The sequence below is a fragment of the Pseudomonas sp. GW821-FHT07G10 genome (assembly GCF_059418545.1).
This window is the reverse complement of record NZ_JBWKQB010000001.1, coordinates 178,361-190,743: the sequence shown is the minus strand read 5'-3', so window position 1 is coordinate 190,743 and position 12,383 is coordinate 178,361. Positions and strand designations below refer to the sequence as shown.

Annotated in this window: 9 protein-coding genes; 2 read left to right on the top strand and 7 right to left on the bottom strand. The window is 60.2% G+C overall.

Going from position 1 to position 12,383, the window contains the following annotated elements:
* Positions 1-15: 15 nt before the first annotated feature.
* Positions 16-726: a histidine utilization transcriptional repressor HutC gene (gene hutC / locus AC07O1_RS00930; protein ID WP_494994483.1), complete on the bottom strand. Its 711-nt coding sequence runs from the start codon at positions 724-726 to the stop codon at positions 16-18.
* Positions 727-871: 145 nt separating this feature from the next.
* On the opposite strand from hutC, the gene AC07O1_RS00925 reads away from it, so the two are divergent.
* Positions 872-2,236: a formimidoylglutamate deiminase gene (locus tag AC07O1_RS00925; RefSeq protein ID WP_495087654.1), complete on the top strand. Its 1,365-nt coding sequence runs from the start codon at positions 872-874 to the stop codon at positions 2,234-2,236.
* Between the two features lie 57 nt (positions 2,237-2,293).
* On the opposite strand, the gene AC07O1_RS00920 is transcribed toward AC07O1_RS00925, so the two are convergent.
* Positions 2,294-2,863: a lipocalin family protein gene (locus AC07O1_RS00920; protein WP_495087653.1), complete on the bottom strand. Its 570-nt coding sequence runs from the start codon at positions 2,861-2,863 to the stop codon at positions 2,294-2,296.
* Between the two features lie 31 nt (positions 2,864-2,894).
* On the bottom strand, positions 2,895-3,149 hold the full coding sequence (gene bamE, locus AC07O1_RS00915; protein ID WP_489068173.1) for an outer membrane protein assembly factor BamE domain-containing protein: 255 nt from the start codon (positions 3,147-3,149) through the stop codon (positions 2,895-2,897).
* A gap of 284 nt (positions 3,150-3,433) precedes the next feature.
* On the opposite strand from bamE, the gene AC07O1_RS00910 reads away from it, so the two are divergent.
* Entirely contained in the window at positions 3,434-5,326 is a 1,893-nt protein-coding gene (locus tag AC07O1_RS00910; protein WP_495087652.1) for a methyl-accepting chemotaxis protein, read from the top strand.
* Between the two features lie 47 nt (positions 5,327-5,373).
* On the opposite strand, the gene AC07O1_RS00905 is transcribed toward AC07O1_RS00910, so the two are convergent.
* The 4 genes from AC07O1_RS00905 to AC07O1_RS00890 form a co-directional block, all read right to left on the bottom strand.
* Positions 5,374-5,976, bottom strand: a complete 603-nt coding sequence (locus AC07O1_RS00905; RefSeq protein WP_495011036.1) for a DUF924 family protein — start codon at positions 5,974-5,976, stop codon at positions 5,374-5,376.
* 4 nt (positions 5,977-5,980) lie between these two features.
* The gene (locus tag AC07O1_RS00900) at positions 5,981-6,991 is read right to left on the bottom strand and encodes a class 1 fructose-bisphosphatase (protein ID WP_494994335.1); all 1,011 of its coding nucleotides are present in this window, start codon (positions 6,989-6,991) and stop codon (positions 5,981-5,983) included.
* A gap of 221 nt (positions 6,992-7,212) precedes the next feature.
* The gene (locus AC07O1_RS00895) at positions 7,213-8,583 is read right to left on the bottom strand and encodes a DUF3999 domain-containing protein (RefSeq protein WP_495087651.1); all 1,371 of its coding nucleotides are present in this window, start codon (positions 8,581-8,583) and stop codon (positions 7,213-7,215) included.
* Positions 8,580-12,200 (bottom strand): DUF2339 domain-containing protein, encoded by a 3,621-nt coding sequence (locus AC07O1_RS00890; protein ID WP_495087650.1) that lies wholly within the window; start codon positions 12,198-12,200, stop codon positions 8,580-8,582. Before AC07O1_RS00890 ends, AC07O1_RS00895 begins: the two co-directional genes overlap by 4 nt.
* Positions 12,201-12,383 lie beyond the last annotated feature (183 nt).

Genomic DNA, 12,383 nt, shown 5'->3' with positions numbered 1-12,383 from the left:
CTTGTTTATGGCTCTTTATTTATGAAACCGCCCTTCCAGACGATGACGGGAACCGGGGTGGATCAGACGAGCGGCCGTCACTGGCTGACGCCCGGACCAAGTCCGACGGCGAATCAGCAGGCACGGCTCACCTTTTTCGATCTGCAGCAATTTGCATTCGGAAGGCTCGGCAAGAATCGCTTCGACCACGTGTTCGCCTTCGGTCAATGGGGCAACCTGATTCAGGTAGGCGTAAGGCGTTTGCAAGGTGAAGTCTTGCTTGAGGTATTCCGGCGCCACCAGCGCGTTGACGAAACGGTCCTCGATTTGCACGGGAATATCGTTCTCGAAATGCACGATCAGCGAGTGGAAGACCTTCTGGCCTTCACGCATATCCAGCGCCAAAGCGCGCTCGGAGCCGGCAGCCTCTTCTTCGAGGGTGATCACTTTGCATGTGTGGCGATGGCCACGGGAGGCGATTTCGTCGGCAATGTTATGCACTTCGAACAGAGCCGACTGGCTCTTCGGTTCGGCGACGAACGTACCGACACCCTGCATACGCACCAGCAGACCGTCGGCGGTCATCTCGCGCAAGGCGCGATTGATGGTCATACGACTGAAGCCCAACTGGCTGACCAGCTCGCTTTCCGACGGAACGCGATAGTGCGGCGGCCAGTTCCCACTCTCGATTTGCTGAGTGATCATCTGTTTGACGCGGGCGTACAAGGGCGCCGGACTGTCGCCCATATGGGCAGCCAGCGGGGAGACGGCAGGCGGAGTCGGCACGGGAAATCCTTGTTCGTTAATAAAGGTTGATAGCTTGCCGGAGTTTACCGGGCAGGCAAACGTCTGTATATGTATATACAAATAACACACGATGGGGTGCTGAACCATGTCCGCTTTCTTTGCCGAACGCGCACTGCTGCCTAGTGGATGGGCCAACAATGTACGTCTTGAGGTCAACGCCGATGGCGTACTGACCCACATCCAGGCCGATGCCAGTGCAGATGGCGCCGAAATATCAAGCGGTCCGCTGCTGCCGGGGATGCCGAATCTGCACTCCCACGCGTTCCAGCGGGCGATGGCCGGACTGGCGGAAGTCGCCGGCAATCCGAACGACAGCTTCTGGACCTGGCGCGACCTGATGTATCGCCTCGTCGGAAAAATCAGTCCGGAACAACTCGGGATCATCGCCCGTCAGCTTTACATCGAAATGCTCAAGGCTGGCTACACCTCAGTCGCCGAATTCCATTATGTGCATCACGACACCAATGGCCAGCCCTATGCCGACCCGGCCGAGTTGTCATTGCAGATCAGCCAGGCCGCCAGCGCTGCCGGAATCGGCCTGACCCTGCTGCCAGTGCTTTACAGCCATTCCGGTTTCGGTGGCCAGGCGCCCAATGAAGGCCAGCGGCGCTTTATCAACAGCACCGAAAACTATCTGAATTTACAGGCGCGTCTGCAGCCGCTGCTGGCACAACAACCGGCGCAACAATTGGGCTTGTGCTTCCACTCGCTGCGCGCAGTGACGCCACAGCAGATCAGCGAAGTACTGGCGGCCAGCGATAAACAGTGCCCGGTACATATCCACATCGCCGAGCAGCAAAAGGAAGTCGACGACTGCCTGAGCTGGAGCGGTAGCCGTCCGCTGCAATGGCTCTACGAAAATACCGAGGTCGATCAGCGCTGGTGCCTGGTCCATGCGACCCACGCCAATCCTGAAGAAGTCGCGTTGATGGCCAGGAGCAAGGCCATCGCCGGCCTCTGCCTGACCACTGAAGCCAACCTTGGTGACGGGATTTTTCCGGCGGTGGACTTCCTCGCCCAGGGCGGACGGATGGGCATTGGCTCCGACAGCCATGTGTCGCTCAGTGTGGTGGAAGAACTGCGCTGGCTGGAATACGGTCAGCGTCTGCGCGATCAAAGGCGTAATCGCTTGTATCGCGGCGATCAGCCAATGGTCGGCCGCACCTTGTATGACGCCGCACTGGACGGCGGGGCCCAGGCATTGGGGCAGTCGATCGGCGCTCTGGAAGTCGGCAAGCGCGCCGACTGGCTGGTACTCGACGGCAACGATCCATATCTGGCAACGGCAAATGGCGACGCGATACTCAACCGCTGGCTATTCGCCGGTGGCGATCGCCAGGTGCGGGACGTACTGGTCAACGGTCAATGGGTGATCCGCAACGGCCATCATGCCGGAGAAGAAGACAGCAGCCGGGCATTCACCCAAGTGTTGCGCGAGTTGTTGGGCTAAGTAAGGTCTGACTGACGATCGTTCCCACGCGCGTGGGAACGATCAAACCCGGTGTCGCTACTTCAACGTCTGGGCCATCTTCGTATCCGACACTCGCCAGATCAGGCGGGTCGTGTCGTAACCCTGCTGACGCGCCCTGCTCAGCAGTTCTTCACGCTTCGCCGCATCAAGCTCTGGCGTTCTGGACAACAGCCAAAGGTGGCGACGGCTCGGGCTACCGACGATGGCCGTCTTGTAGTCGTCGCTGACGTACAACACCCAGTATTCGCCCTTGGAAACGCCTGGTAACAGGGTGGTCAACCAATTATCGAATTCGACCCACAGCTTGTCGGTTTTGCCGGGAATCTGCGGCGTTGCCGTGCCTTTGACCTCTTCCCATTGCCGGTCAGGGGTCAGGCAGCGGTTCAATATCAGGACATTGCTATCAGCCTTAAGGATGTAATGGGCTTCGGATTGCGCGCAGTTACGCTGGAAGTAAATTGGCAGGCGGGCCAACTCATACCATTTTCCTTGGTAACGCTTGAGATTGACGCTGTTGGCGGTCTTGGGTGCCAATGGGTCATTGCCAGAAGTGGCGCAGCCAGCCAATACCAGGCTGGCCAAAAGAGCTATTACGAACCGCATCATTATTTTTCTCCCGTGAGCGCCTGGCCCCGGTTTACTTCAGGCCTTGCCCGGAAAACATCAGCACTTTGTCACCCGCGTACTGCACGCTGATAAAGCTGTTCTTGTTGCCCCAGGTGCAGCTGGACATGCCCAGGGCGCCGGAACAATCGGAAGGAGTACCCAAGAGTCTTTCGACTTCGGCCTTGGGCATGCCGGTCGAAATTTTCGAGTAGTTTTCCTGATTGACCTTGCTGCACGCAGCCAACAGCACGCAGAACGACAACAGAGCGAGAGAACGCAGCGACATGGTGAAACTCCTGGACGGAAGGGGGAAGGCATGGCTGCCAACCAGAAGCTTAGAAGAGAAAAGTGCCATCTGGTTCCCCAAGCCACGGGCTATTTCTTACATGTAAAACTCTCTAATCCCTCCTGAAATCAGCCATTTTCCTACGCAAACAGGTATTTCGTCGGATATCTCAAAAGCGGCCTAATCTTTGGCGCTGGCAAGTCGACATAGAGGCAGCGCAAAAGCCCCTGACCCCTGGCAAATTGACGCCTTTCGTTGACCAGCCCATCGCGGTAGTTCATTTAATGACCAGAAATATGAAATTCAGCCACAAGATTCTGCTTGCAGCCGCTCTTGTGGTCGCTGTCGCGTTTGCCTGCTTCATCCTGTTCAACGACTATCGACAACGTCAAACCTTGCGCAACAGCACCGAATCCTCAATGCAGGAACTCGGCAGCCTGACCACCAGCAACATCCAGACCTGGCTGGAAAGCCGCATGCAATTGCTGCAATCGCTCGCCCAACAGATCGCCATCGACGGCAGCACGCCTGACAACCTCAAGCGCAGCGTCGGCCTGCCGGCCTACACCAGCAATTTCCAGCTGAGCTACTTCGGCGGCCAGGACGGCGTGATGTTTTCGGTTCCGGTCGGTAATCGGGCAGCGGACTACGACCCGCGCTCCCGTGGCTGGTACAAAGCGGCCAACAGCGCCCAACAGACCATTGTCACCGAGCCCTACATCGCTGCATCGTCAGGCAAGCTGGTGATCACCATCGCTACCCCGGTGCAGCATCAGAACCAATTCATCGGTGTGGCCGGCGCCGACATCGACCTGTCCAGCGTCAGCGCGATCATCAACTCGCTGAACTTCGGCGGCCATGGCCATGCCTTTATTGTCAGCGCCGACGGCAAGATCCTGATCCACCCGAACAGCAAACTGGTGCTCAAAAACCTGGCTGACGCTTATCCAAACGGCGCACCGAAGATCAGCCCGGGCATGAAAGAAGTTGATCTGGACGGCAAGTCCCAGTTCATCTCCTTCACCCACGTCAACGGGGTGCCATCGGCGGACTGGTATGTGGCGTTGGTGCTTGACCAGGACACCGCGTTCTCGATGCTCAGCGAATTCCGCACCTCGGCAATCATCGCCATGGCGATAGCCGTGGTGATCATCATCGCCCTGCTCGGCATGCTGATCCGCGTGTTGATGCAGCCACTGCTGACCATGGGCCGCGCCATGCACGATATTGCCGAAGGTGAAGGCGACCTGACCAAGCGCCTGACCATTCATGGCCACGACGAATTCGGCGCGCTGGGCATGTCCTTCAACCGTTTCGTCGAGCGAATTCATACCTCGATTCGTGAAGTCGCCTCGGCCACCGGCCAGGTCAACGAAGTGGCCTTGCGGGTGGTCAGCGCTTCCAACTCGTCGATGTTCAACTCCGACCAGCAGGCTTCGCGTACCAGCAGCGTTGCCGCGGCAATCAACCAGCTCGGCGCTGCGGCGCAGGAAATCGCCCAGAACGCCGCCCTCGCCTCGCAACATTCCAGCGATGCACGCAGCCTGGCCGAGGACGGTCAGCAAGTGGTGGATAAAACCATCGCAGCCATGCAGCAGCTGTCGGCCAACATCAGCGATTCGTGCGGCAATATCGAGACGCTGAACAGCAACACGGTGAACATCGGGCAAATCCTCGAAGTGATCACCAGCATCTCGCAACAAACCAACCTGCTGGCCCTCAACGCTGCCATCGAAGCCGCCCGTGCCGGTGAGGCCGGACGTGGTTTTGCGGTGGTCGCCGATGAGGTACGCAACCTCGCCCACCGTACTCAGGATTCAGCGCAGCAAGTACAGACCATGATCGAAGAGTTGCAGGTCGGCGCGCGGGAAGCCGTCGTCACCATGACCGACAGTCAGCGCCAGAGCGAAAGCAGCGTCGGTATCGCCAACCAGGCCGGCGAGCGCCTGAGCAGCGTGACCCAGCGCATCGGCGAGATCGACGGCATGAACCAGTCGGTAGCCACCGCCACCGAAGAGCAAACGGCCGTGGTCGAGTCGATCAACGTCGATATCACCGAGATCAATACCCTCAACCAGGAAGGCGTGGAAAACCTGCAATCGACCTTGCGCGCGTGTGCCGACCTTGAGCAGCAGGCCGCGCGGCTCAAGCAGTTAGTGGGTAGTTTCAGGATTTAAACAACGCCAATGATCGTTCCCACGCGGAGCGTGGGAACGATCTGTGGCTAGAACCGCGACCCAGGCCTGCTCAAAAACGCCAACTCTTCAGGCGTACTCTCCCGCCCAAGAATCGCATTGCGATGGGGAAAGCGCCCAAACCTTGCGATGATTTTCTGATGCCGTTCGGCGTAATCGAGGTTATCGGCAAACACCGCACGATCCGCCTCGGGTTGCTGAGCCAGCAAGTCGGCAAAACGTGAGATGGCTTCGTTTTGCACCGCCAGATGCTCGCAATGCTCGAACACCAGGTAGATGAACACCCGCTGGATAGGCAGCAGTTGCCGATCGAAATCCGCGGCAATGCCTTGCGCCACCAGAGCCTGGGCTCTCAAGTCGCCTGCAAAGGATTTGGCGGTTTCGCGAAAGATCATTCGCGGTAACTGATCGAGTAACAACACCAGGGCCAGCCAACCTTCGGGACATTGCGTCCACTCGGTCAATCCGCCAGCCAGTGCCTGCTCCACCAGATCCCCGAAACGCGTGCGCGCTTCGAGGTCCTGGCTGTCACGCTTACCGAACCACAATGTGCCCTTGTCAGCCGCTACATCATTAGGTGCTTCGGCTGAACCGAACCACCATTCGAGCAACGGCTGCCAGGGCGCGGACATGGATTTATTCCTTGTGGTAAGCCGTGGCGCGTTGAACTTCTTCTTTCGAGCCCAGGAACACTGCTACACGCTGGTGCAGGCCTTCAGGCTTGATGTCGAGGATCCGCTGGTGACCGTCGGTGGAAGCGCCGCCGGCCTGTTCAACCAGGAACGACATCGGGTTGGCTTCGTACATCAAACGCAGTTTGCCCGGCTTGGACGGCTCGCGGCTGTCACGTGGGTACATGAACAGGCCACCACGGGTCAGGATGCGGTGCACGTCGGCCACCATCGCAGCGACCCAGCGCATGTTGTAGTTCTTCTTCAGCGGGCCTTCTTCGCCAGCCAGCAGTTCGCCGACGTAGCGTTGTACCGGCGCTTCCCAGTGACGCTGGTTGGACATGTTGATCGCGAATTCCTGAGTGGACTCCGGAATCTTGATGTCTTCATGGGTCAGCACGAAGCTGCCCATTTCACGGTCCAGGGTAAAGCCTTTCACGCCATCGCCCAAGGTCAGCACCAGCATGGTTTGCGGGCCGTAGATGGCATAACCGGCGGCTACCTGCTGGGTACCTGGCTGCAAGAACGCCTTTTCGTTCAAGGGTTCGTTCTGGCTCAGGTATTCGTTCGGGCAACGCAGCACCGAGAAGATAGTACCGACCGGCGCGTTGATATCGATGTTCGACGAACCGTCCAGCGGGTCGAAAACCAGCAGGTAGGCGCCTTTCGGGTATTTGCCCGGAATCTGGTAGGCATTGTCCATTTCTTCGGACGCCATGCCGGCCAGGTGACCGCCCCATTCGTTGGCTTCGAGCAGGATTTCGTTGGAAATCACGTCGAGCTTCTTCTGCACTTCGCCTTGCACGTTTTCAGTGCCCATGCTGCCCAGAACACCACCCAGGGCGCCTTTGGAGACGGCGTGGCTGATTTCCTTGCAAGCACGCGCCACCACTTCAATCAGGAAGCGCAGATCGGCAGGAGTGTTGTTGCTGCGGGTCTGCTCAATCAAATAGCGACTCAGGGTAACGCGGGACATGGATGGCTCCGGAGGATGGGGGGGCTAAAAACCCGCGCAGTTTAGCGCGAGTCGAGGCGCATTTCCTCCTGTCAGACCCAGTTAAGGGAGATAGAGTTCATGCGCCGGGCTCAGCGTAGCCCGAAACCGGACGAATGAGCCTGAAGATTCCTCACGATTTCAGCAATCCTCTGTGACTGACAGAGCGTCCTTGCCCGCGATTTGGCGCGAGGTGCGAAGGTTCAGGTTTTCGCCGTTGGTTTGCGCAACAGGCTCAAGGCCATTGCCGCGAGGAGAACCACACCCAGCAAGAGCACAGCCCAAAGACCGATTTTCTTCCAGTCGGTGCCGGAGGCAACCGGCGTCGTTGTGGTCGGCTGAGTCACCGCCGAACCACCGTCGACCCTGGCCTGGCCCAGTGCAGCCAAGCGCTTGGCGCTGTAATCCGGAATCAGCGTCGACAGCGGCAAATTCGCCGCTTTCACCGTCCGGCTGCCCAGCGCCAGCGTGTAAGGTCCTGCACCGCGAGCCAGGAACACCAGCTGCGTCGACCGCACGGCAAAGCGCAATGCCGGGGCTTCAGCGCCCAGGCCTCCGCCACGCTCATCCACCGTCAGTTTCAACTGCTGAACGGTCTGACCGGGTAGCTGTAATTCGTCCTGCACGACGTCCTGACCGTTCTGGGTCAGGCGATAGAGCAAACCACCGCTTAGCGATTGCCACGGCAGACTACTTTCACGACGGCCATACAGGGTCACCGGAGCCAGGCTATTGGCTTGGCTGAGTTCAACCCGCAACCGCTCGATGCTCAGGCCCATCGGCAGTTGCCAGGTGTATTCACCCGCCTTGACGCTGCTGCCAGCCAACGGCTGCGACCAGACCAATGGTAGCGGCAGGCTGTTGATGCTGGCGCTCTCCAATTGGGCCGAGGTGAGGACCGGTGCAGATTGCGGGGTATTCCAAAGCAAGCGCAGATACCGCGCCGACTGCCCAGGCAAACCGACTTCATGCTGCTCGACCCGCTCGTCGGCAAACGACAGGCGCGCCACCTGCCCCTCACCCCACGACTGCCAATGCTGCAAGTCATCGCTGGCTTCGATGCTGAAGCGCTGGAAGCCGTCACGCTCGCTGGTCCAGTCGAGGATCAACTGTTGCAATGGCGCCTTGATCGCACTGACATCCAGTAGCCAGCCGCGCAGGATTTCTTCACCGGCCTCCAGCTGACTGGAAGGCTGAACTTCGACCAAGGCGCCGTTGGCGTTCGATTGCACCCGAATACTCGGCGTGGCTTCGCTGGCGTCCGCCGAGCTGTACAACGGGAACCACTTCACGTCGGTCAGCGTGCGATTTTCGGTGGTTTGCGCCTGCTCACGGGCCAGCGCATAGGCCTGGGCTTCACCAGCTGCGTTGAACACCCGCACATCGCTCAGATCGGTCTGACGCGCGCCCAGTTGCACCGCCAGCGGTAACTCGAGGCGATACCAAGGGCCTTCACCGCTGAGGGTCAACGGCACTTGAGTGGTGAAATCCCCCGGCTTCTCCTGGGCATTGGCCGACAGTGCCACACACAATCCGACAGCCCCCAACCAACCCAGGCTCACTTTCTGACTCAAGACGACACTCCTTCAGATTCATTGGCCGGTTTTTCAGCACCTGGCTCAGCTTCGGCACGCTTGGGTGGCAGCGGCGCGAAATAGCCCACCACCAGCAGCAACACACCCACGCCGATAAACGACACGATCCGCGCCAGTCCGCCGCGGTTGCTCAACTCGATAAAGAACAGTTTGGCGACCACCACCGCGATCAACGCGGCGCCGATCAGCCAGATTTCACGACGGTGACGCAAATGACCGCCGATCATCAGACTCAGGGCAATCAGCGTCCAGACGATCGACAGACCAGCCTGTACCAGCATCGACTCGAGCAGCGCATCCAGCTCAAACGGCACGCCGCCCCAATGGTGAGCGCTGCGCATCACCAGTGCGGTGAAGAAGGCGAACAGCGAGACACCCGCCACCAGTTGCGTAGCGCGTTCGGCATAGTCGGCGCGGATCGCCAATTGCGAGACTGCACTGCGGAACCAGACACAAGCCCCGAACAACGCGAACAACAGGCCCAGCTCCAGCGGGTTGAGCAGCGGCACATAAGGCAACGGCTCGGCGCTGCCGTCACTGGCGATATTGGCCAGCCAGACCCAACCGAGCATCAGCAATGCCAACGGCAGCGCCGCGTACAGACGGTATTCACGGGAATAACTCAAGACCGGCCACGGCCAGGTGCGTGGTGCGGCCATCAACACCAGATACAGGCTCGGCAGAATCGCCCAGCCCAACCAGCGCCAGGCGTTGTACTGCTCGGACAACAGCAGCAGGCTGTAACGCAGTTCCAGCGCCAGCACGCCGATCAGCAGCCAGCAACCCAGCACATGGGCAGTGCTCAAGGCCCTGGCCGAGAGCATTGGCGCCAATCGCCGCACAGACACAAAGTGCACAGCGAACACCGCCGCCCACGCCAGCCAGCCGAAGTTCGCCGCCGGGTGATAGCGAGCATGCCAGGCCGCGACCAATACCAGACCCGCAGCCGGCACCAGCAAGGTGCAGAGCAAGCCCAACGCCGACCACCTCAGGCGCAAAGCCAGCACGGCCCACACTGCGACACTCAGCGCCGCAACGGCCAGTAACAGCGCGGCGTGCAGATCCGCCGGTGCGAAGCGCAACACTTCGCTGGCCAACGCCAGCGCCCACCAGGCCGCCCCCCACACCAGCAGCAGTTCGGACAAACGCCGCAAACTCAAGGTATCAAACGCCGTCGCATGATTACCCAGCTGCAAGCGCCAGGCCCCGACCATCGCCGCCAGACCCAATACCATCGGCGTCCAGAAACCGCCGTGGGCCAATGGGCGCAAGCCTTCGCTGGACAACGGACCCAGCAGATCGGGGCCGGCAATCAGGAACGCCGCGCCGCCGATGACCTGCAACAGCAGACCAAAGACAAAACTCACGCGTTGCTGCAAGTACAGACTCAACCAGATGATCAACAGACCACTGGCTGCCCACACCGCGCTTGCGGTTTGCCACGGCAGGACAAACAGCACAGCCAGATTGATCAGCACCAGACCCGCCAGCAACACCACCGACAGACCACGCAACAGCCGTACGTCGCTGCGCACCATGTCATCGCGTACCGCCAGTAACATGCCACCAATCAACGCCAGACCGATCAAGGACGCACTGAGCAAACCACTCCAGCCAGCGCTCAATACCGCAGAGTCGCCCCGCGCGCCTTGCAGCCGCAGCAGGAACAACGCGCCGCCCAGCAGTTGCACAGCGAAAGCGCTAAACAGGAATGTCCGCGATTGCAGGCGCAAACCGACAAACAAGGTCACCAGCCCCGCCAGCGCCCAACTGATAGCCGTGCCGTGAGTCAAGAAAAACAACGGTGCCAACAGATAGAGGAACCCCAGGCCACCGCAGGCCAGTACTGGCAACGCCTTGCGCTCCCGGTTCGACGCTTGCTCGGGCAAGGCGTTGCGCAGTTGATAAAAACTGAACAGCAAGGCCGCACCCAACAGCAAAGCCCCTAACGGCGCGCCGTCCAGCAGGCTCGCCTCGCCAATACGCAGTTCACTGAGGAATGCCAGCGCAGAGCCCACTTGCAGCAGCAAGGCAAATGCCCGGGCCAAAGGTCGTTGCTGACGCAGGCCGAGCCAGAAAATCCCCGCGCCTTCCACCGCCCAGGCCGCTGCGGTCCACCGGGCATCCAGCCCAAGCGGGATCGCCAGGCTGGCGAATATCACCCCCAGCGCCAGGCAGGTTTCCCCCAGCAACAGCGCTCGCCCGCCAGCGAGCAAACGGGCCAGACTCATGTAGACGATGCCCAGCGCCAACGCGCTGAACGCCGTCGCGAACTCCAGATGCTGGACCAGCGCGAACTGCAAACCGAATCCAACCAGCGGCGGGCCGAACAGCATCGAGCCATCAACATAGTCGCCCTTGCGGGCCGACCAACGCAGCAGCGCCTCGCGGCTGTCGTCTTCTGGCGCATCGCTCATCTCGAGCAACTTGCGCCGCGCGAACAGCAGCCCTAGCGCCAGGTACATCAGGAAGAACAGAATCAGAAACGGTTCGGTGCTCCACAACAGCTGCGGTGTGTAGGAGCGCAGGCCCCAGGCGAAGCTAATACCGAAGGTGCCGACGAAACCGATCAGATTGAGCAACCGCCAGGCCTTGAACCAGGCGATGCCCAGGATGCCAGCGTTGAGCAAGGCGAAGTAGCTGAACAGCGCAACATGGTTGCCCGCGCCAGTGGAGGTCAGGATCGGCGCGGCAAAGCCACCGAGGGCCGCCGCTGCAGCCAGGCCCAAGGCGTCCTGAGTGATCGCCAGAATCGCTGAGAACACCGTGACGGCCACCAACAAACTCAAGGCGGCAGTCGGATCGAGCAGCGGATGCAGGCGCATCGCGGCGAACACCGTCAGGTACAACACCGCGATCCCGGTCCCCTGCAGCATCAACGCGAAGTTGCTGTTACGCAGACGCAGCCACCACCCCACCCCGAGCAGGCCAAGCGCGCAAGCGGCGACCCCCGCGTAACGCAGCTCGATCGGCACAACCATGCCTTCGGTGGCGTAGCGCAGCAAGAACGCCAAACCGAGGAACAACAGCACCACACCGACCCGCAGCACCGTGTTGCCGCCAAACAACCAATTGCGTGCACCGGCAAAGGCGCGCTCGATCAGATTCGGCTCGCGGGGGCCGGCCGGGATGGCCGGTTTTCCTGGTGCGTTGGCACCGGACTCCGGCTTCCAGGCATCGACAGGCGGTGGCGTGCCCGGCTCTGGCACAACAGAAAATTGCTCGGGTTCAAACTCGACCGGCCATTCCCAGACCAATTCAGGAACCGCACGCAAAGGCGCCGCTATCGGTTCCGGCGCTTCGCTCAAGTCGGGTTGATCTGGCCGGACAGATTCGCTGGCCGCCGTCGGTGCAGGCTGCCCGGCAGCTTTGTCAGCAGACACTTCAAGCTGCGCCAGCCGTTGCTCGACAGCCGCTAAAGCCTTCTGCGCCAGTTCCAGTTGCTGGCGCTGCTGCGCCGCTTGCGAACTCAAACGCCCGAGACGGATAGCCTGCCCCACACCAAGCCCGATCAGAGCACCGAGCAGTGCATCGCTGAAGGACTCATCGAGTACCCAGCCCAGCACCAGCCCTATCAGCATGAAAATCCATTGCATGGTCGATATCCCTAAGCGGCTCATGGTCCGTTAAGGGTGCCAATACCTGCACTACTTTGCGCCGAAGACACTCACTCACGTAGCAGCAGGCTGACAGCAACTGCAACGCAAGGTGTTTCAGCCCGCAGCCGAGTAGATACCAAACGCGCAGACGGACAGATCCAGGTCGTTCAAACCTGGCAA